Origin of the sequence: Kitasatospora sp. NPDC057965, from assembly GCF_042887135.1 — a bacterium.
Classification (GTDB): Bacteria; Actinomycetota; Actinomycetes; order Streptomycetales; family Streptomycetaceae; genus Kitasatospora.
In genome coordinates this window covers 176,060-201,795 of record NZ_JBHVPZ010000018.1, presented here as the reverse complement: position 1 = coordinate 201,795, position 25,736 = coordinate 176,060, and the positions used below count along the sequence as shown (strand labels likewise).

Annotated in this window: 25 protein-coding genes and 1 riboswitch; of the genes, 16 read left to right on the top strand and 9 right to left on the bottom strand. The window is 74.1% G+C overall.

All coding sequences use genetic code 11. The features are described from left to right. Positions 1-211: 211 nt before the first annotated feature. Complete coding sequence (locus tag ACFVVU_RS24190) at positions 212-787, bottom strand: TerD family protein (RefSeq protein WP_387792147.1); 576 nt, start codon at positions 785-787, stop codon at positions 212-214. A gap of 114 nt (positions 788-901) precedes the next feature. Continuing rightward, positions 902-1,399 (bottom strand): hypothetical protein, encoded by a 498-nt coding sequence (locus tag ACFVVU_RS24185; protein ID WP_387792145.1) that lies wholly within the window; start codon positions 1,397-1,399, stop codon positions 902-904. A 67-nt stretch (positions 1,400-1,466) separates the two neighbouring features. Between ACFVVU_RS24185 and arfB the strand changes: the two genes are divergently transcribed. Next, entirely contained in the window at positions 1,467-1,901 is a 435-nt protein-coding gene (arfB, locus tag ACFVVU_RS24180) for an alternative ribosome rescue aminoacyl-tRNA hydrolase ArfB (RefSeq protein WP_380683752.1), read from the top strand. A 29-nt stretch (positions 1,902-1,930) separates the two neighbouring features. On the opposite strand, the gene ACFVVU_RS24175 is transcribed toward arfB, so the two are convergent. After that, positions 1,931-2,467: a flavin reductase family protein gene (locus tag ACFVVU_RS24175; protein ID WP_380683751.1), complete on the bottom strand. Its 537-nt coding sequence runs from the start codon at positions 2,465-2,467 to the stop codon at positions 1,931-1,933. Positions 2,468-2,853: 386 nt separating this feature from the next. On the opposite strand from ACFVVU_RS24175, the gene ACFVVU_RS24170 reads away from it, so the two are divergent. Then, a complete protein-coding gene (locus ACFVVU_RS24170) occupies positions 2,854-4,701 on the top strand; it encodes a diguanylate cyclase domain-containing protein (protein ID WP_387792144.1) in 1,848 nt (615 codons plus the stop codon). Positions 4,702-4,866: 165 nt separating this feature from the next. Then, complete coding sequence (locus tag ACFVVU_RS24165; RefSeq protein WP_380683749.1) at positions 4,867-5,877, top strand: hypothetical protein; 1,011 nt, start codon at positions 4,867-4,869, stop codon at positions 5,875-5,877. A 67-nt stretch (positions 5,878-5,944) separates the two neighbouring features. On the opposite strand, the gene nagA is transcribed toward ACFVVU_RS24165, so the two are convergent. Together nagA and ACFVVU_RS24155 are read right to left on the bottom strand one after the other, a co-directional pair. Then, positions 5,945-7,117 (bottom strand): N-acetylglucosamine-6-phosphate deacetylase, encoded by a 1,173-nt coding sequence (gene nagA, locus ACFVVU_RS24160; RefSeq protein ID WP_380683748.1) that lies wholly within the window; start codon positions 7,115-7,117, stop codon positions 5,945-5,947. Then, on the bottom strand, positions 7,114-8,061 hold the full coding sequence (locus ACFVVU_RS24155; RefSeq protein WP_380683747.1) for an ROK family protein: 948 nt from the start codon (positions 8,059-8,061) through the stop codon (positions 7,114-7,116). Before ACFVVU_RS24155 ends, nagA begins: the two co-directional genes overlap by 4 nt. Positions 8,062-8,412: 351 nt before the next feature. Here ACFVVU_RS24155 and ACFVVU_RS24150 point away from each other — a divergent pair, with 351 nt between their 5' ends. Further along, positions 8,413-9,705 carry an extracellular solute-binding protein gene (locus tag ACFVVU_RS24150; protein WP_380683746.1) on the top strand — a complete coding sequence of 431 codons (1,293 nt, stop codon included), beginning with the start codon at positions 8,413-8,415 and terminating at the stop codon, positions 9,703-9,705. A 42-nt stretch (positions 9,706-9,747) separates the two neighbouring features. Here the strand turns inward: ACFVVU_RS24150 and ACFVVU_RS24145 are convergent, their stop codons facing one another. Further along, complete coding sequence (locus tag ACFVVU_RS24145) at positions 9,748-10,098, bottom strand: cupin domain-containing protein (RefSeq protein ID WP_380683745.1); 351 nt, start codon at positions 10,096-10,098, stop codon at positions 9,748-9,750. 103 nt (positions 10,099-10,201) lie between these two features. Here ACFVVU_RS24145 and ACFVVU_RS24140 point away from each other — a divergent pair, with 103 nt between their 5' ends. Continuing rightward, entirely contained in the window at positions 10,202-10,468 is a 267-nt protein-coding gene (locus tag ACFVVU_RS24140; RefSeq protein WP_380683744.1) for a DUF3263 domain-containing protein, read from the top strand. Between the two features lie 94 nt (positions 10,469-10,562). Beyond that, positions 10,563-11,414 (top strand): trehalose-phosphatase, encoded by an 852-nt coding sequence (gene otsB, locus ACFVVU_RS24135; RefSeq protein ID WP_387792140.1) that lies wholly within the window; start codon positions 10,563-10,565, stop codon positions 11,412-11,414. Here otsB and ACFVVU_RS24130 read toward each other — a convergent pair. Then, the gene (locus ACFVVU_RS24130; protein ID WP_380683742.1) at positions 11,398-12,867 is read right to left on the bottom strand and encodes a trehalose-6-phosphate synthase; all 1,470 of its coding nucleotides are present in this window, start codon (positions 12,865-12,867) and stop codon (positions 11,398-11,400) included. The genes otsB and ACFVVU_RS24130 overlap by 17 nt on opposite strands. A 38-nt stretch (positions 12,868-12,905) precedes the next feature. Then, a complete protein-coding gene (locus ACFVVU_RS24125) occupies positions 12,906-13,913 on the bottom strand; it encodes a glucosyl-3-phosphoglycerate synthase (RefSeq protein WP_355357542.1) in 1,008 nt (335 codons plus the stop codon). Between the two features lie 174 nt (positions 13,914-14,087). Further along, a riboswitch (SAM riboswitch) is annotated at positions 14,088-14,219 on the top strand. Positions 14,220-14,235: 16 nt separating this feature from the next. Between ACFVVU_RS24125 and thrC the strand changes: the two genes are divergently transcribed. From thrC to ACFVVU_RS24090, 7 genes are all read left to right on the top strand, one after another. Continuing rightward, on the top strand, positions 14,236-15,516 hold the full coding sequence (thrC, locus tag ACFVVU_RS24120; RefSeq protein ID WP_380683741.1) for a threonine synthase: 1,281 nt from the start codon (positions 14,236-14,238) through the stop codon (positions 15,514-15,516). Between the two features lie 82 nt (positions 15,517-15,598). Continuing rightward, the gene (locus tag ACFVVU_RS24115; protein WP_380683740.1) at positions 15,599-15,874 is read left to right on the top strand and encodes a MoaD/ThiS family protein; all 276 of its coding nucleotides are present in this window, start codon (positions 15,599-15,601) and stop codon (positions 15,872-15,874) included. A 585-nt stretch (positions 15,875-16,459) separates the two neighbouring features. After that, positions 16,460-16,663: a cold-shock protein gene (locus ACFVVU_RS24110; RefSeq protein WP_030289665.1), complete on the top strand. Its 204-nt coding sequence runs from the start codon at positions 16,460-16,462 to the stop codon at positions 16,661-16,663. Positions 16,664-16,976: 313 nt separating this feature from the next. Beyond that, the gene (gene groL, locus ACFVVU_RS24105; RefSeq protein WP_344334086.1) at positions 16,977-18,599 is read left to right on the top strand and encodes a chaperonin GroEL; all 1,623 of its coding nucleotides are present in this window, start codon (positions 16,977-16,979) and stop codon (positions 18,597-18,599) included. 95 nt (positions 18,600-18,694) lie between these two features. Beyond that, positions 18,695-19,054 (top strand): hypothetical protein, encoded by a 360-nt coding sequence (locus tag ACFVVU_RS24100; protein WP_380687794.1) that lies wholly within the window; start codon positions 18,695-18,697, stop codon positions 19,052-19,054. Positions 19,055-19,209: 155 nt separating this feature from the next. After that, the gene (locus tag ACFVVU_RS24095; protein WP_387792137.1) at positions 19,210-19,947 is read left to right on the top strand and encodes an ABC transporter ATP-binding protein; all 738 of its coding nucleotides are present in this window, start codon (positions 19,210-19,212) and stop codon (positions 19,945-19,947) included. Then, positions 19,944-22,706, top strand: a complete 2,763-nt coding sequence (locus ACFVVU_RS24090) for an FtsX-like permease family protein (protein ID WP_387792136.1) — start codon at positions 19,944-19,946, stop codon at positions 22,704-22,706. The genes ACFVVU_RS24095 and ACFVVU_RS24090 overlap by 4 nt, the downstream gene beginning before the upstream one ends. A gap of 39 nt (positions 22,707-22,745) precedes the next feature. On the opposite strand, the gene ACFVVU_RS24085 is transcribed toward ACFVVU_RS24090, so the two are convergent. Further along, the gene (locus ACFVVU_RS24085; RefSeq protein ID WP_387792134.1) at positions 22,746-23,450 is read right to left on the bottom strand and encodes a hypothetical protein; all 705 of its coding nucleotides are present in this window, start codon (positions 23,448-23,450) and stop codon (positions 22,746-22,748) included. A gap of 82 nt (positions 23,451-23,532) precedes the next feature. Here ACFVVU_RS24085 and ACFVVU_RS24080 point away from each other — a divergent pair, with 82 nt between their 5' ends. From ACFVVU_RS24080 to ACFVVU_RS24070, 3 genes are all read left to right on the top strand, one after another. Beyond that, on the top strand, positions 23,533-23,931 hold the full coding sequence (locus ACFVVU_RS24080; protein ID WP_387792133.1) for a PadR family transcriptional regulator: 399 nt from the start codon (positions 23,533-23,535) through the stop codon (positions 23,929-23,931). Beyond that, positions 23,928-24,899, top strand: a complete 972-nt coding sequence (locus tag ACFVVU_RS24075) for a hypothetical protein (RefSeq protein ID WP_387792131.1) — start codon at positions 23,928-23,930, stop codon at positions 24,897-24,899. The genes ACFVVU_RS24080 and ACFVVU_RS24075 overlap by 4 nt, the downstream gene beginning before the upstream one ends. A gap of 138 nt (positions 24,900-25,037) precedes the next feature. Beyond that, positions 25,038-25,724 carry a copper homeostasis protein CutC gene (locus ACFVVU_RS24070; protein ID WP_380714749.1) on the top strand — a complete coding sequence of 229 codons (687 nt, stop codon included), beginning with the start codon at positions 25,038-25,040 and terminating at the stop codon, positions 25,722-25,724. Positions 25,725-25,736 lie beyond the last annotated feature (12 nt).

Here is a 25,736-nt window from a genome sequence, read left to right as displayed (position 1 = left end):
TCGATCTTGGTGGCCCCGGAGGGCCCCGCCGCGCGGTGCGGGGGGCGGCGGGGGGACCCCGCGGGGGGGGGGGGGCCCGGAGGAACCGTCCGCCCCGCGCCGTTTCCGCGTCCACGCCGGGTCGGGGTCCGGAGCCGGGCCCGGGAACGGCACGGCGCCCGCCCCGCCGGGTGGCGGAACGGGCGCCGTAACGGCACGCGGTGCCGGAAGGTCAGATCTGGACGCCGAAGTCCTGGGCGATGCCGGCCAGGCCGGAGGCGTAGCCCTGGCCGACGGCGCGGAACTTCCACTCGGCGCCGTTGCGGTAGAGCTCGCCGAAGATCATGGCGGTCTCGGTCGCGGCGTCCTCGGAGAGGTCGTAGCGGGCGATCTCGGCGCCACCGGTGGAGTTCACCACGCGGATGTAGGCGTTGCGGACCTGGCCGAAGTTCTGCGACCGGGCGACGGCGTCGTAGATCGAGACCGGGAAGGTGATCCGGGCGGCCTCGGCCGGCAGCCCGGCGAGGTTGACGTTGATCGCCTCGTCGTCGCCGGCGCCCTCGCCGGTGCGGTTGTCACCGGTGTGGACGACGGTGCTGTCCGGCGTGCTGGTGTTGTTGAAGAAGACGAAGTGGCTGTTGGACAGCACCTTGCCGTCCGCGTTCAGCACGATGGCGCTGGCGTCCAGGTCGAACTCGGCACCGGTCGTGGTGCGGACGTCCCAGCCGAGGCCGACGGTGACCGCGGTCAGGCCGGGGGCCTCCTTGGTCAGCGAGACGTTGCCACCCTTGGAGAGGCTCACTGGCATGGTGTGTGCTGTCCCTTCGCTTTGCTTGTTGCCGGGGATAACGCGGGAACCGCCGGCATTGGTTCCGCACGGCCGGGTCTTTCGAGCCGTCGGCACGGCTTCGGGTATTCCCCGTCAGATCCGCCGGAACCGGCCCTGGAGTTCCCAGACAGTCGGATTGTCGGCGAGATCGGGGTGCATGTCGAAGAGGTCGGCGAGGGTGTCCTGGAGGAAGTCCCGGGCCTCCCGGCGCAGGTCGCCGTGGCGCACCACCGCGGGCGGCTCGTCGGGCAGCCAGGTGGCGGTGATCTCGACCCAGTTGAAGCGGCGGGCGAACCGCAGCAGCTCGGTGTTCTGGGTGAAGTCGAGATCGGCGGTCTGCACCCGGGCCGCGCGGCCGCCGGCCGGGTCGCGGTCGAGTTCCTCGACGATGTCGCACAGCGCCCAGGCGAAGTCCAGCACCGGGACCCATCCCCAGGCCGTGGACAGGTCCGCGCCCTCGGCGTCGAGGTAGACGTCGCCGCAGAACAGGTCGTACCGCAGTTCGCGCACGCCCGCGGTCCGGTAGTCGGTCTGCGGGGGGTCGGGGAAGCGGTTGGAGAGGGAGTAGCCGAGCTCGATCACACAGGCCATTGTCGGGGCTGCGGGCCTGGCCGGATAACCGGGTGACCGGCACGGCCCGGCGCGGGATGATGGACCCATGCCCGAGCCCATCCGCGTACGGGGATCGGTGGTCGTCCCCGACGCCGAGCTCGTCTGGCGCTTCTCGCGTTCCTCCGGCCCCGGCGGCCAGCACGTCAACACCTCCGACACCCAGGTCGAACTCCGCTACGACCTGGCGGCCTCCGCCGCGCTGCCCGAGGTGTGGAAGCAGCGTGCCCTGGAGCGGCTGGCGGGCCGGCTGGTGGACGGGCGGGTGCTGGTGGTCCGGGCCTCCGAGCACCGCTCGCAGTGGCGCAACCGGGAGATCGCCGCGGCCCGGCTGGCCTCGCTGCTCGGCGAGGCGACCGCGCCGCCGCCGAAGGCGCGCCGGGCGACCAAGCCCAGCCGGGGCATGGTCGAGCGGCGGCTCTCCAACAAGCGGCACCGCTCCGAGCTGAAGCAGGGGCGGCGTTCCCCACGCGGCGAGGGGTAGCGCCCGGCTTCCGGGCCCGGCGGGCCGGTTCAGCCCAGGGTGCGGTAGCCGCCGCGGAAGTACAGCAGCGGACGGCCGCCCGGGTCGGGCACCGTCGCCTCCAGGACGCGGCCGAGCAGCAGGGTGTGGTCACCGGCGGCCATCCGCTGCTCGGTGCGGCACTCCACGGTGGCGAGCGCGCCGTCGATCAGCGGGGCTCCGCTGTACGGGCCCCGGTGGTGCGGGGCGTCGGCGAACAGCAGCCGGTCGCTGAGCCGGCCCTTCATCGCGAACCGCGAGCCGAGCGCCTTCTGGTTCTCCGACAACAGGGAGACGGCCCAGGTGTCGGCCCGGGAGAGCACCTCGTCCATCCGGGAGTCCTCCCGGACGGAGATCAGGACCAGCGGCGGTTCCAGCGACACCGAGAGGAAGGACGTGGCGGTCATGCCGACGTCCTCTCCGTCGTCCGGGTCGTGGACGGTCACCAGGCTCACACCGGCGGCGAGCTGGGAGAGCGCCGCCCGGAACTCGTCGGGGGTCGCTTGGGAGGCAGCTTCGGGCTGCGGGGACGGGTACACGTACCGCACGGTAGCCCGCGACGGGGGGGAACGACATCGGGCCCTGGTCGTAGGACCAGCGGCGCAGCGGCGTTCAGCCCGCCGGGCGGCGGAAAGGTTACGGTCCGCGTCCGCTCTCACTCCCAGGAGTGAAGGGGAGGGCCTGCCCGGCGGTCAGTCGGCTACAGCGCGCGGCCATTGAGACCGACCAGGGGAAATGTTCCGATGGGCGGTGATGTCCCGGTATGGGGCGGATGAACTGATTAAGGGCGCATTAGTCTTGTGTGATTTAAGTCACAAGTGCTGACCTATTGCTGACCGAGCGTGCCGAACGCTGTGCTCCCTGTGATTCAGTTCTTCTGGCAATCGGACGATAACCAATCAAGACCTATCCGAAGCAGCCGGGGAGCCCCCGCATGGAAGCCGAGTCGGAGCCGTACGTCCGTCTCGCGACCCTCCGCACCTTGCACCGGGTCGTGGCGGACCTCAACGCTGCCCGCAGCCTGGCGGGCACGCTGCAGGCCGTGGTCGAGGGCGCGGTGCACGGACTCGGTTTCGACGCCGCCGCGGTCAGCCTGGTGCGGCCGGACGGCGACCTCGTGGTGGCGGCCGTCTGGGAGCTGGAGGAGAGCACCATGGGCGGCCCCTCCGTCCTGCTCGGCCAGGTCGGCTCCCGCGAGTCCTGGGACCGGCTGCTCGGCGTCAGCGACCACTGGGGCACCCTGCGCTTCCTCCCCTACGACCGCGGCTGGGCGGTCGCCAGCGACATACCGCGCTGGATCGGGGACGGTCCGATGCCCGTCTACGCCAACGACTGGCACCCCGCCGACGGCCTGCTCGCCCCGATGTACAGCGCCGGCGGCGACCTGCTCGGCGTGCTCTCGGTGGACCGCCCGCGCAGCGGCAAGCGGCCCGGCGCCTGGACCCGCGAGGCCCTGGAGATGTTCTCCCTGCAGGCCTCCATCGCCATCGGCAACGCCCGGCTACGCGCGGAGATGCAACGCGCGCTGGCCCGCCTGGAGAAGGAGCAGCAGGCGCTGCGGGCCAGCGAGGAGAGCTTCCGCCAGGCCTTCGAGTACGCCCCCAGCGGGATGGCCATCACCGAACTGCACGGCGCCGGGCGGGGCCAGCTGACCCGGGTCAACGACGCGCTCTGTCGTCTGCTCGGCCGCCCCCGGGCGGTGCTGCGCCAGCAGAGCTTCGTCGACCTCGTCCACCCGGACGACCGGGCCCTGCTGGAGCGCACCAGCGCCGAGAGCGGCCGGGCGGAACTGCGGCTCTCCCGCCGGGACGGCGGCTACCAGTGGGTGTGCCTGCGCAACTCGATCGTGGCCGACGCCGCCGAGGGCCCGAGCTTCCTGCTCACCCACGTCGAGGACATCGAGGACCGCAAGCGGCACGAGCTCCAGCTCGCCCACCGGGCCAGCCACGACGCGCTCACCGGCCTGCCGAACGGCGCCGAGCTCAAGGCCAGACTGGGGCGCCGGCTCTGCGGGCAGCCGCAGTCGGCCGTCGCCGCCGGGCACCAGGACGGGCCCGGCGCGGCCGGTCACCCGGAGGCCGGCCGTCCGGTCGGCGCCGGGGTGCCGGACGACGGCTTCGCCGGGTACCCGGAGAGCCTGTTCGGCGAGTCCTACCACCCGGCCGGAGGCTACGACGGCCCGGAACCGGCGTACGGCCACGGCCTGCCGGAGGGGTACCCGGTGCCCGCCGCCGACGGCGCACCGGCCGGGGCGAACGGCTACGGCGAGCACGTGCACGCGGTGGTGCCGGCCGACCACGGCCCCGGCGGCGAGGTGTGGACGGGCCCGTTCCGTTCGAACGCCGCCGCCGCCGTCGAGAAGGGGCTCGCGGTGCTCTTCTGCGACCTCGACGGCTTCAAGTCGATCAACGACCGGTTCGGCCACAACGCCGGTGACGCCGTCCTGGTGGAGGTCGCCCGCCGGCTCAGCGCGGCGGTGCGCGACGGCGACACGGTGGCCCGGCTCGGCGGCGACGAGTTCGTGGTGCTCGCCGACGGCATCGGCCGCGACGAGGCGAAGGACCTCGCCCACCGGCTGCGCAACGCGATCATCCCGCCGATGCGGATCGACGGCCGGGGGATGCGGGTCGGTGTGAGCCTGGGTGTCGGCTGGGCCGGCTGCGGGATGAGCATCGAAGAGGTCCTGCACACCGCGGACGAGCGGATGTACGACGAGAAGCGGGCCCGCGGGGGCGCGGTGCGCGGGGCGCGCGGGGAGCGGTCGCACCGGCGGGCGGGCTGACGCGCCCCCGGGGGCGCGTGCGGGGGCCGTCGGGCCGTGGCTACTCGCCGGTTGTCAAGGGGTCTTTTCGAGGCGTCCGCCGTGGCAGGTAGGGTTCCGGGGTACGAGCGACCACGACCAGCGCCGACGGCACGGCAGCCCGGCGGCGCGACCGCGATGGGGGAGTTGACCACCGTGACCACCGCCGGCAGCAGCGGAGCGCCCCAGGGCCCGGAGGACGGCGCCCCGCAGGACGACGATCCGTTCGGCTACCTCTACCGTCCGGCCGACGGCGGCTCCGGTCAGCAGACCGAGCCGCAGCAGGGCGTGCCGCGCACGTCCTACAGCCGCCCGATGGAGGTCGGCCGCGCCCAGTACGGCCAGCCGCAGTACGGCCAGCCACCGCGCCCGCAGCAGCCCTACCCGCCGCAGCCGGGCTACCCGCAGGCCCAGCCGCCGCAGCCGTACCCGCCGCAGGGCGACTTCGGCGCCGCCCCGACCCAGCAGACCCGGTACGCCGAGCACTCCCGCCCGCAGCCGGGCGAGGAGCGGCCGGCGAGCAGCGGCCGCAGCAAGGGCGCGGTGATCGGCGCGGTCGCGGTGGTCGCGGCCGTCGCGATCGGCGCGGGCATCGCCCTGTCCGGGGACCCGGACGACAAGGGCAAGGACGCCAAGGACGCCAAGGGCGGCACCGGCACGGCGAGCGCTCCGGCCGCGCCGGGCGGCGCCACCGGTACCGCGAGCCCGACCGGCACCGCGTCGGCGACCCCCTCGGCGACCGCCTCGGCAGGTCCGGGCACCGTGGACGCCAGTCAGCTGCAGGGCCAGAACGCGCCGTCCGGCAACACCGTCAAGGGCACCAGGTCGGCCGACGGCAGCTATCTGACGCTCAACCCGGGCGGCACGATCACCTGGACCGGCGACGTGCCGGCGGCCGGCACCTTCAAGTTCACCGTGCACTTCAACAACCCGGGCGCCGACACCAAGGCGATCGCGGCGGTGAACGGCAAGGACTGGCCGGGCGGCCTGTCGCTCAAGAACTACTCGCCGGGCAAGGACCCGGCCTCGTCCTGGTACACCAGCTACATAACCCCGCCGCTGCAGGCGGGCAGCAACACGATCGTGCTCTCGCTGCCGCCGGGCAGCGGCGCGATCCTGGTGGACCAGGTGACGCTGGAGGCGCCGCCGGCCGGCTAGGTCCCGGACGCGTGACGGCCGCCCGTTCCCCGAGGGGAGCGGGCGGCCGTGTCGTGCGCGGGTGCGGTCAGCCGGCCGCGATCGGGGCGAACCGGTCGCCGCCGGTGATCCACTCGCCGCGGCGCATCACGGCGACCAGGTCGTAGGTCGCGGAGTCGACGACGGCGAGGTCGGCGAGCTTGCCGGGCTCCAGGCTGCCGACCTGGTCGGCGAGGCCGAGCAGCCGGGCCGGGACGGTGGAGAGCGACTCGACGGCCTGGTCGAGGCCGAGGCCGTTGACCGTCACCGAGCGCTTGAACGCCACGTCCAGGGTCAGCGTCGAGCCGGCGATCGCGCCGCCCTCGACCAGCCGCGCGACGCCGTTCTTGACCTCGACCTGGAGCGGGCCGAGCGGGTAGAGGCCGTCGCCCATGCCGGCCGCGCCCATGGCGTCGGTGATCAGGGCGACCCGGGCGGCGCCGGCGGTGCCGTAGGCGAGGTCGAGCACGGACGGGTGCAGGTGGACGCCGTCGTTGATCAGCTCGACGGTGACCCGCTCGTCCTCCAGCAGCGCCACGATCGGGCCGGGCGCGCGGTGGGCGATGCCGGGCATCGCGTTGAAGAGGTGGGTGGCGACGGTGGCGCCGGCCTCGATGGCCTCCAGCGTCTTGGCGTAGTCCGAGTCGGTGTGGCCGACGGCGGCGATCACGCCGAGGTCGGCGAGCATCCGCACGGAGTCGAGGCCGCCGGGGAGCTCGGGCGCCAGGGTGACCATCTTGGCGTGGCCGCGGGCGGCGTCGACCAGCTTGCGCACCAGCGCCGGGTCGGGGTCGCGCAGCAGGTCGGGACGGTGGGCGCCGCAGCGGTTGTGCGAGATGAACGGGCCCTCGAAGTGGATGCCGGCGAGGACGCCGTCCTCGACGAGCTCGGAGAGCACGGCCGCCTGGCGGGTCAGGTCGTCGATCTCGCCGGTGACGGTGGAGGCGACCGTGGTGGTGGTGCCGTGCTCCAGGTGGGTGCGGGCGACCTTGAGGGCCTCCTCGGCGATGCCGGAGGCGTAGGACGCGCCGCCGCCGCCGTGCACGTGCAGGTCCACGAAGCCGGGGACGACGGTGTACCCGGTGAGGTCGAGGTCGCCGGGCGTGGCGGAGCCGCCGAGACCGGCGATCCGGTCGCCCTCGACGGCGAGGCGGTCGCCCTCGACGACGCCTCCGGGCAGGACCAGCCGGGCGCCGGCCAGTGCGAGTCGGTCCGCGGTCACGCGGTCACCTCCATGGAGAGCAGATCCCAGGCGAGCAGGCCCGCGCCCAGTGACGCGGCGGTGTCTTTGAGCATGGCCGGTACGACCTCGGGGGGCATCTGGAAGGTCAGCCGCTCGGTGACCGCCGCCCGCAGCGGGGTGAAGAGGGTGTCCCCGGCCTCGGCCAGACCGCCGCCGACGATGACCCGGGACGGGTCGAGCAGGCTCTGGGCGAGCACGATGCCGTCGGCCAGGGCCTCCACCGCGGCCTGCCAGACCGCGACCGCGCGCGGGTCCCCGGCGTCCACCGCGACGGCGCAGGATGCCGCGTCGGCGTCGGGGTCGCCCACGGCCTCGGCCCAGGCACGGGAGACGGCGGAGGCGGAGGCGAGGGTCTCCAGGCAGCCGCGGGCGCCGCAGCCGCACTGCGGGCCGCCGGGGCGGACCACCACGTGGCCGATCTCGCCGCCGTAGCCGTGGGCTCCGGCCTCGATCCGGCCGTCGATGCCGATGGCGCCGGCGATGCCGGTGCCGAGCGCGATGAACAGGAAGCGCCCGACGCCCCGGCCACCGCCGAGCCGGCCCTCGGCGAGGCCGCCGGAGCGCACGTCATGGCCCAGGGCGACCGGCATCGCGCCGCCGTCCGGGCCGGCCAGGCGCTCACCCAGCAGCTTGCGCAGCGGCAGGTCGCGCCAGCCGAGGTTGGCGGAGAAGACCGCGATGCCGTGCTTCTCGTCGATCGTCCCCGGGACGGCGACACCCGCCGCGAGGGGCGCGACGCCGAAACGGCCGCGGCCTTCGTCCGCCAGATCGGCGGCGAAGTCGAGGATGGCGGTGACCACGGCGTCCGTGCCGTGCTCCCGCCCGGTCGGGCGTCGTGCTTCGAACAGCACGGAGCCGTCCTGGGCGAGCAACGCGGCCTTCATGCCGGTGCCCCCCACATCGAGTGCGATGACGTGCTTCACGGAGGACAGTTTCCCTTGACCAGGTCTAAGAGGTCTAGTCCAGTTGTCGGATTGGTCTGGTCCAAAGGGGTGAGCTTTGTCGCAGAAGCGTGTGGTGTGCGGCACTTTGCGCGAGCTCCTCGGCCGACCCCCGGGTGGGGGTGGGGGCGGGTTTGGCAGGTCGGACCGGGGATTGTCGTTGCGCGGTGCGCAACGACTCCCGCACTTCGATAACTACCCGGTGTCCGGGCGTCGGAGGTGTGGACCACCGCGCGCCCGGTTTGGCACCCTTGCCGCCTTCCCCCGGCCGGATCCCCTTCCCCCGATCCGGTCCGTTCCACTCCAGGATCCCCCTCGAAGGCGGTACCCGCGTTGGACAGGCGCGCCCAGGTCCCCCCGGTCCCCACCCGGTTGTTCGGCGTCGCGTTGGCCGGCGCCCTGGCCGGAGCACTGGTGCTCACCGGCTGCGGCGGCCAGGACGACGGCCCCGTCACCCTCAAACTGGTCGCGGCCGACTACGGCGAGAGCGCGGACACCAACTCCAAGCTGTACTGGGACGACCTCGCCCGCCGCTTCGAGGCCGCCAACCCGGGCATCAAGGTGGACGTCGAGGTGGCGAGCTGGACCGACATCGGCAAGCGGGTCGACGACCTGGTGAAGAGCGGCAAGTCGCCCGACCTGCTGCAGACCGGCGGCTTCGCCGACCAGGCCGCCGCCGACCGGCTGTACCCCGCCGCGGACGTGCTCTCGCTGGAGACCCAGGCCCGGATCATGGAGTCGTTCTCGCACGCGGGACAGGTGCTCGGCACCCAGTACGGCATCCCGTTCGTCTCCTCCTCCCGGGTGCTCTTCTACAACAAGGCGATCTTCCAGAAGGCCGGCATCACCCAGCCGCCGACCACCTGGAACGAACTCCGGCAGGCCGCCGAGAAGATCAAGGCCAAGGTCCCGGGCGTGGTCCCGTACGGGCTGCCGCTCGGGCCCGAGGAGGCGCCGGCCGAGTCGATGCTCTGGACGCTGAGCGGCGGCGGCAGCCTCTCCGACGACGTCGGCAACTACACCATCGACAGCCCCCAGAACCAGGCCACCTTCGGCTGGCTCAAGGCCAACCTGGTCACCACCGGTCTGACCTACCCCGAGCCCGGCAAGGTGAACCGCACCCCGGTGTTCAGCGACTTCGCCTCCGGCAAGGTGGCGATGCTCAACGGGCACCCGACGCTGCTGCGGATGGCCACCAACGGCAGGATCGACTTCGGGACGGCGCCGATCCCGAAGAAGGACGGCCTGGCGAAGGCCGGCAGCCTCGGGGTGGCCGACTGGATGATGGCCTTCAAGGCCAACGGGCACAAGAACGAGATCCGCCGGTTCCTCTCCTTCGTCTACACCAAGGAGAACCAGCTCACGTTCGACGAGACCTACAACCTGCTGCCGGTCACCCAGGACGCCTTCGACGCGATGACCAAGGACCCGAAGCACGAGGACCTCAAGCAGTTCGCCGCCGGCCTGGGCAACGCGAGCTTCTACCCGTTCGGCGACCCGGCCTGGGCGGAGGTCTCCAACCGGATCAAGGCCGGCATCGGGGCGGCGGCGACCGGTGACGCCAAGCCGGTGCTGGAGGACCTCCAGCAGGCGGCGCTCAAGGAGGCGGCCCGGATCCGCAAGTGAACCCGGGCCGGGAGGCGGGGCGGCGGGGTGGTGGTACGGGCCTCAGTAGGTGATCGTGTAGACCTTGCGCAGCGTCTCGTGCACGGTCCAGGTGGTGCGGTCGCCCGCCCGCAGCACCCCGCAGACGCCCGGGCCGAGTTCCAGCACCGGGCCGCCGTCGACCACGACGGTGGCCCGCCCGCTCAGCACCACGAACACCTCGTCCGCCTCGACGTCGGTGGCCGTGCCCGGGGTGATCTGCCAGATACCGGTCTCCCCGGTGGCGGATCCGGTGAGCACCAGAGCGGACACCTCGGGGGCGCCGGAAACAATAAGGGCCGGGTCGAGCGGGTCGGGGACGAGTTCCGCGCTCGGGACGTGCAGGGCGAAGGCGGCGGCCGGGGTGCTGGTCATGGGGGCGACGCTAGTCGCCGGGCCCGGGCGGCGCAGGACGCAGAGTGTGTCGGGTCCCCGGGGGAGAATGACACTCCGTAGTGATGGACGGAGGTGCGCCCGGATGGACGCGGACGACGAGGCGGCACGGGAACCGGCCGCTCCCGGCGCCCTGGACGAGCGGGACCGGGCCGTGCTGGAGCTGGAGGGCCGCTCATGGCGGACGGCCGGCGCCAAGGAGCGCGCCGTACGGGAGGAGCTGGGGCTCTCCAGCACCCGGTACTACCAGCTGCTGAACGGGCTGCTGGACCGGCCGGAGGCGCTGGCGCACGCCCCGGTCCTGGTCAACCGGCTGCGCCGGGTGCGGGACGCCCGCCGGGCGGCCCGGTAGGCACGGGCCCGGTGGACCGGCACGGCGGGCACGGCGGGCGGGGCCGCCCCGGGCCGACGGGTGACCCCCGCCCGGGGTGGGTACGGTGCCAGGCATGGGCCTTGCCGACATGACGCGACCGCTGACGGATGCCGGGCGCGAGGGGCTGGCGGCGCTGCTCGCCGCGCCCCGAGACGCCGTGATCGCCCTCGACTTCGACGGCACGCTCGCCCCGATCGTGCCCGACCCGAGCCGGGCCCGGGCGCACCCGGGCGTGGCCCCCGCGCTGCGCGCGCTGGCGCCGCACGTCGGCACGGTCGCGGTGGTGACCGGCCGCCCGGCCGCCCTGGCGGTGGAGTACGGCGGGCTCGCCGGGCTCGGCGGGGTGGTGGTGCTCGGGCACTACGGCGCGGAGCGCTGGGAGGGCGGGCGGCTGACCGCGCCGCCGCCGCACCCCGGCGTGGCCGCGGTGCGCGAGCGGCTGCCGGAGGTGCTGGCGGGGCTCGGCGCGCCGGACGGCACCTGGGTGGAGGACAAGGGCCGCTCGGTGGCGGTGCACACCCGGCGCACCGCCGAGCCGAGCGCCGCGTTCGAACTGCTGCGCGGCCCGATGGAGGCGCTGGCGGGCGAGCACGGGCTGGTGGTGGAACCGGGCCGGCTGGTGCTGGAGCTGCGGCCGCCGGGGGTGGACAAGGGCGCGGCGCTGACCGGGCTGCTGCGCGAGCGCGGTGCCCGCTCGGTGCTCTACGCGGGCGACGACCTCGGCGACGTCCCCGCCTTCGCGGCGGTGGAGGAACTGCGCGGGCAGGGCCTGGCCGGCGTGCTGGTGTGCAGCGGCGCGGTGGGCGAGTCGCCGGACGCCCCGGTGCGGGAGCTCGCCGACCGGGCGGACCTGGTGGTCCCGGGCCCGGCCGGCGTGGTGGAACTGCTCGGAGCGCTGGGGGAGGAACTCAGCGCAGAGCGTTGAGCTGGTCCAGGAACCACTGCTGCGGCGGCAGCGCCGTCGCCGCGGCGGCCAGCCGCTTGGTGCGGTCGGCGCGCTCCCCGGCGGGCATGGTGAGCCCGGCGTGCAGCGCCTCGGCGGTGGCCACGATGTCGTACGGGTTGACGCTCAGCGCGTCCTCGCCGAGTTCGGCGTGCGCGCCGGCCTCCCGGGAGAGCACCAGCGCGCAGCCCCGGTCGGAGACCACCGGGACCTCCTTGGCGACCAGGTTCATGCCGTCCCGGATCGGGTTGACCAGGGCCACGTCGGCCAGCCGGTAGGCGGCCAGCGAGCGCGGGAAGTCGTCGTCGACGTGCAGGATCAGCGGCTTCCAGTCGGGCGTGGCGAACTCCGCGTCGATCTCGGTGGCGAGCGCCCGCACCCGGTCGGTGTAGGCCCGGTACTCGGCGAGGTCGGTGCGGGACGGGTAGGCGAAGGCGATGTGCACCACCCGGCCCCGCCACTCGGGGCGGGTGCGCAGCAGGTGCCGGTAGGCCAGGAAGCCGCGGACGATGTTCTTGCTCAGCTCGGTGCGGTCGACCCGGACGACGGTGCGGCGCTCGCCGACGGCGGCGCGCAGGGCGGCGAGCCGCTCGTCTACGTCCGGGCGGTGGGCGCGCTCGCGCAGGAAGTCGGCGTCGGCGCCGAGGCCGTGCACGCCGAGGGCGGTGGTGCGGCCGGCGTGGGTGACGGTGAGCGCCTCGCGGTCGACCGTCGCGCCGAGGAAACGCTCGCAGCAGTCGGCGAAGGCGAGTGCCCAGCGGCGGGTGAGGAAGCCGGCCCGGTCGGCGCCGAGGATGCCGGTGAGGACGGCCTCGGCGATGTCGTCGGGCAGCAGCCGCAGGTACTCGGGCGGCGCCCAGGGGGTGTGCGAGAAGTGGCCGATCCGCAGGTCGGGGCGGGCGGCGCGGAGCAGCGCCGGGACGAGCGAGAGGTGGTAGTCCTGCACCAGGACGGCGGCGCCGGGGGCGGCCTCGGTGGCGAGCGCCTCGGCGAAGGCGGTGTTGTAGGCGGTGTAGGACTGCCACTCGGCGCGGAAGCCGGCGTCGAAGGCGGGGGCGGTCGGGGTGTCCCAGAGCAGGTGGTGGACGAACCACAGGGTCGAGTTGGCGATGCCGTTGTAGGCCTGGGCGAAGGTCCGCGGGTCTATGTCGAGCATCCGGACGGCCTGCCCGCCGACGTCGTGGCCGGCCCGGTCGAGGCGGCCGTCCGGGGCCTCCCGGGCGGCCCGGCGGTCGGCGTCGGAGAGGGCGGCGCAGACCCAGACGGCGTCCGGGTCGTCGATCGCGGAGAGCCCGGAGACCAGGCCTCCGCCGCCTCTGCGGAGCGTCAGCGTGCCGTCGTCCGCGGTGCCGAAGGACACCGGCCCCCGGTTGGACGCCACCAGGACGGGGGCGGCGCCGGTCGGATTCGAACGCTCGGTCGTGTCAGGGCCCATGGTTGGTTGGTTGCCGGGGGTCCGGGGTGGCAAACCCCTCAGCGCCGGGTGGCGTACTCGGGGACGGTGTGCATCGGCGGGCGTTCGGTGGCGGTGACCGGGTGGGTGTGGGCGGTGAAGGCTCGGGTGCGCGGGTCGCGGGTGAACTGGGTGAGCCGGGGGTGGAGCAGGTCGGCGGAGGCCTTGAGCCGGTGGGTGCGGTCGAGCCGTTCCAGCGCGGTGCGGTAGATGGTGGCGGCCATCCGGCCGAGCGCCTGGCCGTCCTGGTGCCGGTGGTGGCGCACGCCGACGTCCACCTGGGCGAGCGCGTCCAGGCCGGCCGTCTCCAGCGCGTCGACCAGCAGGCCGAGTTCGACTCCGTAGCCGGTGGGGAAGGGCAGCCGTTCGAGCAGCGAGCGCCGGGCCGCGTACTCGCCGCCGAGCGGCTGGACGAAACCGGCGAGTTCCGGCCAGTGCAGGTTGAGCAGCGGGCGGGCGACCAGCTCGGTGACCCGGCCGCCGCCGGCCGGTACGACCGCCCCGTCGGTCTCCAGCGGCCGGTCGTACATCGCCTTGACCAGCTGGATGTCCGGTTCGGTGAGCAGCGGGCCGATGATGCCGGAGACCAGGGCGGGGTCGAATTCGCGCAGGTCGGCGTCCACGAAGCAGACGATCTCGCCGCGGGTGACCAGCAGCGAGCGCCAGAGCACCTCGCCCTTGCCGGGGGCGGCGGGTATCCGGGGCAGGATCGCGTCGCGGTGGACGACGGTGGCACCGGCCTCGGCGGCGACCGCGGCGGTGGCGTCGGCGGAGCCGGAGTCGACCACCACCAGCTCGTCGACCAGCGGCAGCCGCTCCATCAGCTCGCGGCGGATGACCCGGACGATCTCGCCGACGGTGGCCTCCTCGTCCAGCGCGGGCAGCACCACGCTGACCGTGCCGGCCGGGCCGAGCGCGCGCTTGGCCGCCGGCAGCGTGTGCACCGGGCGGTCGGCCGCGCTCCACGAGCGCCGGCGCAGCCAGGACGCCGTCTCGGGGAGGAGCTCGGGGGTCGGTTCGGCGGGCACGGTGCGCTCCTCGGCGGGGTCGGGTGCGGGGGTCGGGTACGGGGCCTGGTGGGACGGGGCATCTCGCGTGGCGGACGGTGCCGTTCGGGGTTGACGCCTTCGGATACAGTCTTCGTACAGCGGTCGGACCTTCGCACGCCGGGGTCACCGCTGAGCAGGACCACAACTTCACAGAGCTCATCCAGAGGGACTGAGGGAACGGCCCGTTGACGTCCCGGCAACCTTCTCGCACGGTCGGCTTCGAGCCCCGGCGGGACAGGTGCCAATTCCGGCCCGGGCGCGACCGCGTCACGGGGAAGATGAGGAGAGAGGCCTCGCCACCATGGCTATCGACACCGCCGTACCCGTCACCGTTGACCTCGGCCCCGCCGCCCAGCTGTCCTGTCGGGAGTGCGGCACCAAGTTCCCGCTCGGTCCCAGCTTCGCGTGCCTGGAGTGCTTCGGCCCGCTGGAGATCGCCTACGACTTCGGCAGCGAGGGCGCCGAGGAGCTGCGCAAGCGGATCGAGGCCGGTCCCGCGTCGATCTGGCGCTACGCGCCGCTGCTGCCGGTGCCCGCGGACGTCGCGGGCAAGCCGAACCTGAACCCGGGCTGGACCCCGCTGGTGAAGGCCGACAACCTGGGCCGCGAGCTCGGCTTCACCGCCCAGCTGCACGTCAAGGACGACTCCGGCAACCCGACCCACTCCTTCAAGGACCGCGTGGTGGCCTGCGCGATCGAGGCGGCCCGCGCGTTCGGCTACACCACGCTCTCCTGCTCCTCGACCGGCAACCTGGCCGGCGCGGTGGGCGCGGCGGCGGCCCGGGCGGGCTTCCGGTCCTGCGTGTTCATCCCGCACGACCTGGAGCAGGGCAAGGTCGTGATGGCCGGGGTGTACGGCGGCGAGCTGGTCGGCATCGAGGGCAACTACGACGACGTGAACCGGTTCTGCTCGGAGCTGATCGGCGACCCGGCCGGCGAGGGCTGGGGCTTCGTCAACGTCAACCTGCGGCCGTACTACGGCGAGGGCTCCAAGACGCTCGCCTACGAGATCTGCGAGCAGCTCGGCTGGCGGCTGCCGGAGCAGATCGTGATCCCGATCGCCTCGGGCTCGCAGCTCACCAAGATCGACAAGGGTCTGCAGGAGCTGATCAAGCTCGGCCTGGTCGAGGACCGGCCGTACCGGATCTTCGGCGCCCAGGCGGCGGGCTGCTCGCCGGTCTCGGCCGCGTTCAAGGCCGGCCACGACGTGATCCGGCCGGTCAAGCCGGACACCATCGCCAAGTCGCTGGCGATCGGCAACCCGGCCGACGGCCCGTACGTGCTGGACATCGCCCGGCGCACCGGCGGCGCGGTGGAGGACGTGACGGACGAGGAGGTCGTGGCCGCGATCCGGCTGCTGGCCCGCACCGAGGGCATCTTCGCGGAGACCGCGGGCGGCGTGACCATCGGCGTGCTCAAGAAGCTGGTCGAGACCGGGCAGCTGGACCCGTCGAAGGAGACCGTCGCGATCAACACCGGTGACGGCCTGAAGACCCTCGACGCCGTCTCCGAGGCCGGGATGACCGCCGTGATCCGGCCGAACCTGGAGTCCTTCCGGGACGCCGGCCTGGCGACCGCCTGACCCTCGCGCCACCCACGTCCCACCCGTCCCGCCCCCAGCCCCGCCCCGGCCCCGCCCGCGCGCCCGCAACGAGGAGACCCCCATGAGCGCCAACGTCCGCATCCCGACCATCCTGCGCACCTACACCGGCGGCGCCAGCGAGGTGCCCGCCGAGGGCGGCACGCTGGGCGAGGTCATCGCCGACCTGGAGAAGAACCACGCCGGGATCGCCGCGCGCATCCTGGACGACACCGGCAAGCTGCGCCGCTTCGTCAACGTCTACGTGAACGACGACGACGTGCGCTTCGCCGAGGGCCTGGCGACGGAGATCAAGGACGGCGCGAACATCTCGATCATCCCGGCGGTCGCCGGCGGCTGATCCCGCGCGCGCCCGTTCCCTCCGGGGCGGGCGCACCGTCTCCGGCTGTCCGCGGCACGGAATTCCGTGCCGCGGACAGCCGCGCGTATTTTGGCGGGAATATTTTCGGTGCCGGTCGGAGTAAAGTGTCGCTCGACCGGGAACAGAGGCCGCCCTTCCGCTCATCCGGGAACGAATCCACCGCATCGCCACCACCGCCGGTGTCCGCCCAGTGGGGCCGGTGCCGGGGTCCGGGGCCCGGGAAACATGTCAGGCCGGTGTCAGAATTCTGACCGGGATTTCTGGTAATACGTCCGCTATGTCCGGCGGGAAATGCGGCTTTCCTGGTGTTTATGTCCGTCCTGTCCCCCATGGTGCCGGGTGAATTCCCCGACATTGGGCCTGTTGCAGAGGGCGTCGATCCGGATACATTCAGCCGCGGTCGACGCAATCGCCCGTTCGCCGGATGCCGTTCGGCGACATCGGGAGGATCGCGGCGTGCACGGCCGCGCCCAGGGGGGGTTCCCCGGGCCGGCAGCCAACCAGACCCGCGCCCGCAGACCTGCGGGGGCGTGAAGGGCCAGCACAGCACTAGGGGAGTTCGGAATGGCTCAGGGCACCGTCAAGTGGTTCAACGCGGAGAAGGGCTACGGCTTCATCGCGGTCGACGGTGGTGCGGACGTCTTCGTCCACTACAGCGCGATCCAGATGGACGGCTACCGCACCCTTGAGGAGGGCCAGCGGGTCGAGTTCGAGATCTCTCAGGGGCAGAAGGGCCCGCAGGCGGACATGGTCCGCGCGGCGGTCTGACCTTTCCGACACCCAGGAGTTCGGCTCGGCCCATCGGCTGGTGCGCCTCTTGCTTCACGGCGGGCCCGTGCGACGCATGTCGCACGGGCCCGCCGTCATGTCCGCGCGGCTCGCGGATCGTCGATTGGGCTTGCACTCGCCCACCCAGAGTGCTAATCATTGGCGTTAGCACTCAGAGCTTGAGAGTGATAAGCGGACCGGGTCGGTGAGGCCCCCGGGAGCGGTAGGGGAATGGACCCCCGCACACCAGGGCCGTCCGTCGCGGGCACCCCTTGGTCCGAGCAGTCGACCGTGTCCCGGAGGACCACTTCAGATGGCCAAGATCATCGCCTTTGATGAGGAAGCTCGCCGCGGCCTTGAGCGTGGCATGAACCAGCTCGCCGACGCCGTGAAGGTCACGCTCGGCCCCAAGGGTCGCAACGTCGTTCTGGAGAAGAAGTGGGGCGCCCCCACCATCACCAACGACGGTGTCTCCATCGCCAAGGAGATCGAGCTCGAGGACCCGTACGAGAAGATCGGTGCGGAGCTCGTCAAGGAGGTCGCCAAGAAGACCGACGACGTCGCGGGTGACGGCACCACCACCGCCACCGTGCTGGCCCAGGCGCTCGTCCGCGAGGGTCTGCGCAACGTCGCCGCCGGCGCCAACCCGATGGCCCTGAAGCGCGGCATCGAGAAGGCCGTCGCGGCCGTCTCCGACCAGCTGCTGGCCCAGGCCAAGGACGTGGAGACCAAGGAGCAGATCGCCTCCACCGCCTCCATCTCCGCCGCCGACACCCAGATCGGCGAGCTGATCGCCGAGGCCATGGACAAGGTCGGCAAGGAAGGCGTCATCACCGTCGAGGAGAGCAACACCTTCGGTCTGGAGCTGGAGCTCACCGAGGGCATGCGCTTCGACAAGGGCTACATCTCGGCGTACTTCGCCACCGACCTGGAGCGTATGGAGACCTCGTTCGAGGACCCGTACATCCTGATCGCCAACTCCAAGATCGGCTCGGTCAAGGACCTGCTGCCGCTGCTGGAGAAGGTCATGCAGAGCGGCAAGCCGCTCGTCATCATCGCCGAGGACGTCGAGGGCGAGGCCCTGTCGACCCTGGTCGTGAACAAGATCCGCGGCACCTTCAAGTCCGTCGCCGTCAAGGCCCCGGGCTTCGGCGACCGCCGCAAGGCCATGCTCCAGGACATCGCCATCCTCACCGGCGGCACCGTGATCTCCGAGGAGGTCGGCCTGAAGCTGGAGAACGCGGGCGTCGACCTGCTGGGCACCGCCCGCAAGGTGGTCATCACCAAGGACGAGACCACCATCGTCGACGGTGGCGGCGACAGCGAGCAGGTCGCGGGCCGGGTGAACCAGATCCGCGCCGAGATCGAGAACAGCGACTCGGACTACGACCGCGAGAAGCTCCAGGAGCGCCTCGCCAAGCTGGCCGGCGGCGTGGCCGTCATCAAGGCCGGCGCGGCCACCGAGGTGGAGCTCAAGGAGCGCAAGCACCGCATCGAGGACGCCGTCCGCAACGCCAAGGCCGCCGTCGAGGAGGGCATCGTCGCCGGTGGTGGCGTCGCCCTGCTGCAGGCCGGTGTCGCCTTCGACAAGCTGGAGCTGGACGGCGACGAGGCCACCGGTGCCAACATCGTCAAGGTCGCGCTGGAGGCCCCGATCAAGCAGATCGCGACCAACGCCGGCCTGGAGGGTGGCGTCGTGGTGGAGAAGGTGCGCAACCTCCCCGCCGGTCACGGCCTGAACGCCGCCACCAACGAGTACGTCGACCTGGTCGCCGAGGGCATCATCGACCCGGCCAAGGTCACCCGCTCCGCGCTGCAGAACGCCGCCTCCATCGCGGCGCTCTTCCTCACCACCGAGGCCGTCATCGCCGACAAGCCGGAGAAGGCCGCCGCGGCCGCCGGCGGCGGCATGCCGGGCGGTGACATGGACTTCTGATCCGCACGGATCGGACGGTTCCTCGCTCGCACGGGCGGTTCCCCTCGGGGAGCCGCCCGTGCGGCGTTCCCGGACCTTCCTGGGAGACTGGACGGATGGCTACGACAGACGACATCGAGACGGCGCTGCACACCGCGCGGGCGCTGATCCTGGCCGACCTGACCGCGCGGGACGCCGCCGACGCCGCCGTGGTGTCGCTGGTGGAGAAGGCCGTGGCGCACCGCCGGTGGTGGCTGGAGCAGTGGCCGGACGGCACGGAGTTCGTGCTGGGCCTGGTCGCCCAGGACGTCCAGGACGCGCTGCTGGAGACCCACGGCCGCTGGCCGCTCTGCGCGGACTGCGCGGCGGACGGGGACCCGCACGCGCTGGGCGTGGAGCCGGAGCTGGGGCCGGACCCGCACTGGGTGTGCGGCAAGCGCGGTGCCGTGGTGGCGGCGGTGGGGGAGCTGGCGTAGCCCCGTCCGTCACCTCGCCGCCGTCGCGCCTCCGGGCGCGGCGGCGGCTTTTTCGTGCCGGGTGGAACCGATGGACGGCATATGTAGTCTACCGACTTATACAGTCCATCTGAATCTTTGCGGCCGAGAGCTCCACGGCCGAGAGGGAGAGCCCCATGTCCCAGCCAGATCCGACCCGGCCCGTCCTGGAACTGCGCGCGGTCACCCGGGTGCACGGCGCGGGCGCGGCCGAGGTGCGGGCGCTGCGCGGCGTCGACCTGGCCGTCCGCCCGGGCGAGTTCGTCGCCGTGATGGGGCCGTCCGGCTCCGGAAAGTCCACCCTGCTCGCCCTGGCCGGCGGCCTGGACCGGCCCAGCCGCGGACAGGTGCTGGTCGAGGGCGTCGAGCTCGGCACGCTGAGCCGGAGCGGCCTGGCCGCCGTCCGGCGCCGCTCGGTCGGCTACGTCTTCCAGGACTACAACCTCGTCCCGGCGCTGACCGCCGCCGAGAACATCGCACTGCCCCGGGAGCTGGACGGCGCTTCCGGACGGACCGCCCGCGGCGAGGCCCGGGCCGCACTGGGCGAGCTGGGCATCGCCGAGCTGGCCGACCGCTTCCCCGAGCAGCTGTCCGGCGGGCAGCAGCAGCGCGTCGCCATCGCCCGCGCCCTGGTCGGCGACCGCCGGCTGGTGCTGGCCGACGAGCCCACCGGCGCCCTCGACTCCGCCACCGGCGAGGCGGTGCTGGGCGTGCTGCGGGCGCGCTGCGACGCGGGCGCCGCCGCCATGATGGTCACCCACGACGCCCGGCACGCCGTCTGGGCCGACCGGGTGGTCGTCCTGCGCGACGGCCTGGTGGTCGAGGAGACCACCGGGCAGCAGGCCGCGCGACTGCTCGCGGAGGGCCGGCGATGAGGCTCTCCGCCCTGCGCGTCGCCCTGCGGATCGCCCGCCGCGACGCCCTGCGCGCCAAGGGCCGCAGCGTCCTGGTGGCCGCCATGGTCGCGCTTCCGGTCCTCGGCGTCGCCGGTGCCGACGTCGTCCACCGCAGTGGACAGCTCACCCCCGGCGAGCGGGTCGAGCGGCTGATGGGCGGGGCGGACGCCCTGGTCACCGCCCACCGGCCGGGCCGTTCGGTCGACCAGGGGCCGTTCGCCGAGGACGGCGTGCAGGTGCTGCAGGAGGACCGGACCGATCCGGCCTCGGTGGCGGCCGCCGCCGCGGCGGGTTCCCCCACCGGCCTGGTCGCCGGGCTGCTGCCCGCGGGCGCGCTGCTGCTGCCGGCCACTCCCGGGCCGGCGGTCAGCACCTCCACCCGGGAGGGACTGTTCACCACCTCGACCTCCGAGGCGGACCTGACCGACCGGATCTGGCAGGGCCGGCTGGACCTGGTCGAGGGGAGGGCGCCGAGCGCGCCGCACGAGGCGGCCGTCACCCGCGCCTTCCTCGCCGAGGCCGGACTGCGGATCGGTGACTCCACCACGGTCAAGGGCCTCGACACGACGCCGTTCCGGCTGACCGGCGTGGTCGAGTACCCGGGGGACCTCGACAAGGTCGAGCTGGTGGCCCGGCCCGGTGCGCTGACCGCCCCGCTGGCCGCCGCGGCCCCGCCCGCCGCGGGCGCCTCCTCCGGGCTGACCGCGGCCGGGGCGGAGGAGGCCCGCCCCGAGCGCTGGCTGGTGCGGATGCCCGGCGGCGCCGCCCTGGACTGGCCCGCCGTCCGGAAGCTCAACCGGTACGGCTTCACGGTGACCTCGCGCGCCGTGGCGCTCGACCCGCCGCCCGCGTCCGCCGTCACCTACGACCCCGGTCTGTTCCGGCTCCCCGACGCGGACAAGCGGGTCGTGGTGCTGGCCACGGTGGCCGGGATGGCGCTGCTGGAGGTCGCCCTGCTGGCTGGCCCGGCCTTCGCGGTGGGCGCCCGGCGCGCGCGCCGGCAGCTCGCCCTGATCGGCGCCGCGGGCGGCGACCGCGGCCACGTCCGCGCGGTCGTGCTCGGCTCCGGGCTGGTGCTCGGGACCGTCGGGGCGGCCGCCGGCCTGGTCGCGGGCGTCGGCCTGGTCGCCGTGCTGCGGACCTGGGCCGAGGAGGCCGGCGGCAGCCGCTTCGGACACTTCGCGATCGCGCCGCTCGACCTGCTGGCCATCGCCGCCGTGGGGGTGATCACCGCGCTGCTGGCCGCCGTGGTGCCCGCGGTCCAGGCGGCGCGCCGCGACGTGGTGGCCGGCCTCACCGGCCGGGACAGCATCGGCGCGCCGAGTCGCAGGCTTCCGCTGCTGGGCCTGGTCCTGGTCGTCGCGGGTGCGGGCCTGGCGCTCCACGGTGCCGGCGGCCAGGACGCCACCGGCCTGCCGGTGTTCCAGGGGCTCACCCGGAAGGCGCTCACCGTGCTCGCCGGGGCGGTCACCGCCGAGATCGGCTTCCTGCTCCTCACCCCGCTGCTGATCGCGGTGTCCGGCCGGCTCGCCGCCCGGCTGCCGCTCGGCCCCCGGCTGGCCCTGCGTGACTCGGCCCGCCACCGCGGCCGCACCGCGCCCGCCGTGGCCGCGGTGATGGCCGCCGTCGCCGGAGCCGTCGCCGTCGGCGTCTACACCACCGGCACCGAGGCCCAGGACCGGGCCGCCTACCGGCCGACCGCCCCGATGGGGGCGGTCGTGGTCGAGGCCCCGATGAAGCCGGACGACCCGCGGCTGCCGCGGCTGCGCGCCGCCGTCGAGCGGGACCTGCCGGACGCGGGCGCGCGCGCCGACGTCCACGGCATGCTGTACGTCTTCTGCGAGGGCTGCTCCAGTGCGGTGCGGGCCAAGGGCACGGGCGGCCGGTTCGACGACGGCGGCTCCGGGAGCCGCGCGCTGGTCGGCGACGCGACGGTGCTGCACAACCTGTTCGGGGTGAACGACCGGGCCGTCGAGGAGGCCCTGGCCGCCGGCAAGGCGATCGTCTTCGACCGCGACCGGCTGCACGACGGCCGGGCGGTGCTCACCATGATGGGCGCGGCCGGCGGCGGCCCGGTCCGGCCCGGGGAGGCGCCGCAGCCGGGCGTCAAGGAGATCGCAGTCGACGCGCTTCTGGTCGACGACCCGGACGCCGCCCGGTACGGGGGACTGCTGATGAGCCCGGAGGCGGTGCGCAAGGCCGGTCTCGCCACCGAGTCGATCGGCTCGGTGTGGCGGCCCGCGCACCCGCCCACCGCCAGGGTGCAGCAGCGCGTGGAGGCCGATCTGGCCCAGGTCGTCCCGCGGGCGACGCTGCACGTGGAGCGCGGCTTCCAGCCGAAGGACGACGTGATCGGCCTCGCGCTCGCCGGGTTCGCCGTGGTGGTGGTGCTGGGCGCGGCGGCCGTGGCCACCGGTCTCGCCGCCGCCGACTCCCTGGTCGACCGGGCCACGCTCGCCGCGGTCGGCGCGCCGCCGCGGATCCACCGGGTGCAGGCCGGCCTGCAGAGCACGTTGATCACGGGGCTCGGGGCGGCGATCGGCACGGTCAGCGGGTTCGTGCCCGCGGCGGCGCTGCTGCGCTCGCACGCGAGCGGGCGGATCGGTGAGCCGGCGGCCCCGTTCACCGCGCCGTGGGGGCTGCTGGTGATGATCACGGTGGTGCTGCCGGTGGTGGCGGGGCTGGGCGCGGCCGCGTTCACCCGCTCGCGGCTGCCGATGGCGCGCCGGGCGGGGTGACGCCGGGCGGCTCCGGGGCCGCCGGCCGGGTGGGAGCGCTCAGCCGGCGGCCTCCAACCGGGCGAGTTCGGCGGCCAGATTGGCCCGGGCGGGGGCGTCGAAGCGGGCGTGCGCGGTGGGCGTGCGGTAGAGCGCGGGGAGTGCGAGCAACTGCCGGAGCACGGCCGCGCGCCCGGCGCGGAAGTCCGGCTCGGGAACGAAGGCGTACTCCTCCCGGACGGCCGCCGCGTACGCCGCGTAGGCCTGCGGCGGGCCGCCGAGGACGGCGAGGTCGGCGTCGCACAGTACCTCGCCGTCGCGGTCGCCCGGTCCGGGGTGGTGGCTCACGGTCAGCCGGACCAGCCGGGCCACCTCCTCGATCCGGGCGGCGGGCAGCCCCGCCCCGGTCAGCGCCCGGACGGCGAGGGTGGCGCTGCGCTCCTCGTTCTCCGAGCGGTCCGGGCGGTAGACGGCGTCGTGGAACCAGGCGGCCAGCCGGACGGCGTCCGGGTCGTCGGCGTGCCCGGCGAGCGCGTCGACATGGCCCAGCACCGCGCGCAGGTGGTCGGTGGTGTGGTAGCGGCGCTGCGGCTCGGACCAACGGCGCAACAGCTCCCGGCCGGCCGGGGCCGGGTCGGAGCCGGTGCCGCAGCGGTGGAGCAGGGCGGTCCAGGCGGCGAGCAGGTCCTCGGGGGCGGCGGCGGGGGTGGCGCCGGGCGCGGGAGCGTCGGGCACGGTGGCGTCGGGCACGGTGGCGTCGGGCATGGGGCCAGTCTGCTGCCCGGTGACCGCCCGAATGATCGATTCCACTGGACCTTATATGCCGGTGACCTGTATATGTAGCTCCATGACAGAACGGGCCATGCAGGAACCGACACTGCTCCTCCTCACCGCGCTGGCCGACGCCCCGAGGCACGGCTACGCGCTGATCCAGGAGATCGCCGCCATCTCGGACGGCCGGGTCAAGATGCGCACCGGCACGCTGTACGGCGCGCTCGACCGGCTGCTCCAGCAGGGACTCATCGAGGTCGCGGCCGAGGAGATCGTCGACGGCCGCGCCCGGCGCACCTACGCCCTCACCGAAGCCGGCCGCGGCGCCCTGGCCACCGAGGCGGAGCGGCTGCGCGCCGTCGCCACCGAGGCCGAGCGGCGGCTGGCCGCCGTCCGCCCGGCCGCCGGCCGGCCTTCCGGCGGGACCGCCAGGCCCGCGTTCACCTTCGCCAAGGCCAGGGGGGCCCTCGCATGACGACGCAGACCTTTCCCGGGACGGTCGCGGACCCGGTGGCGTTGCGCGCCGCACTCCGGCTCTACCCGGCCCGCTACCGGCGCGAGCGCGGCGCCGAACTCTCCGCCGTCTTCGCCGACAGCACGGCCAGGGCGGGGAGGCTGGCCACCGCCCGGGAGGCCCTCGACCTCGGGGCGTACGGCCTGCGGATGCGCACCGGCCTGACCTCCTCCTCGCTCGCCGGGCGGCTGCTCGCGCTGGCCGCGCCGCTGATCGCCGGCGGGATCGCGGGGGTCGGCCTGACCCGGGGCCTCTACGACGCGCTGTTCAACCCCGGCTGGCACTCCAACTGGGACCTGCCGGACCACCTCAACCAGGTGCCCCACTACCTCTGGTACCTCGGCCAGGTGTTCGTGCCGCTGCTGCTGGTCGCCGCCGTCGCGGTGGGCCGGTGGCGGCTCGCCAGGGCGGCGGCGCTCGCCGTGGCGTCCGTCGGCGCGCTGGGGGTGCTGCTGTCGGCGGCGACCATGCAGGGAAGCTGGCTGGTCTTCGAGGAGTCCTGCGAGGCGGCGCCGCAGCTGTTCGCCGGACTGCTCTTCGCGCTCGCGCCGCAGGAGCTGCTGGAGCGGCCGAGCGGACGCGGGCTGGCCGTGCTGCCGGCCGCACTGGCCGGCGGCGGACTCCTGCTGGTGGCACAGGACTTCTACAGCTCCTTCGTCCTGCTGGACGGCAACACGGCCGCGGTGCTGCTGCTCGTCCCGGCGGGCGCGCTGCTCTTCGCGGCGCGGGAGCACCTGGCCCCGGCGGCGATCGGTCTCGCGGTGCTGCCGCTGACCTTCCTGTTCAGCGTGTTCCGGCTCTGGCAGGCGCTCGGCGGGATGTGGCGGCTGCTCCCGGTGGCGGGCGCGGTGCTGCTGGCGCTGCTGGCGGCCGGGTGGCTGCTGCGGCGGGACGCCGGTGGGACGGGGGGCGGCCGGAGCCTCGCGTAGGGCTGTGCGGGCGGCCGGACGGCCGGGTCGGGGGACCCGGGCGTCCGGCCGTTCCGTGCTTTCCGGGGGCGCGTGTTGTCCGGCCAAGTGGCCGCACGGGGCTCGCCGGGGGCGGACCGATGTGGCAGGCTGTCTCATATGTCTAGACCAATTTTCGAAGTCATCGCGCTGACCCCCCAGGACGCCCGGGCCGCCGAGTCGGGCGGCGCCGACCGGCTCGAACTGGTCACCGACATGGCCGCCGACGGACTCACCCCGTCGGTCGAGGACTTCGCCAGGATCCGCGCCGCCGTCGAACTGCCGCTGCGCGTCATGCTCCGCATCCGGGACGGCTTCGCGCCCGGCGACCTGGACGAGCTGCGCGCCCGCGCCGCCGCGCTCCGGGCCGAGGGTGCCGACGAGTTCGTCTTCGGCTTCCTCGACGCCGAGGGCGGGGTCGACCTGGCCGCCACCGAGGCCGTCGCCGAGGCGGTGGCCGGCTGCCGCTGGACCTTCCACCGGGCGATCGACCACAGTGCCGACCGGGCCGCCGTCCGCGCCGCCGTCGGCGCGCTTCCCGGGCTGGACACCTTCCTCACCTCCGGCGCGGCCGGCGGGGTGGACGCCGGCCGGGACGTCCTGCTGGCCGAGCTGGCCCGGGCCGGCGAGCCCGGCCACACCCAGCGGATCCTGATCGGCGGCGGCCTGCGGGCCGAGCACCTGCCGGAGCTCCGGGCCGCCGGGTTCGACGCGTTCCACGTCGGCGGCGCGGTCCGGGTGGACGGCTGGCAGTCGTCGGTGGACGCGGCCAAGGTCGCCGAGTGGCGCGGGATGATCGACGGCTGAAGGCCGTCGGGC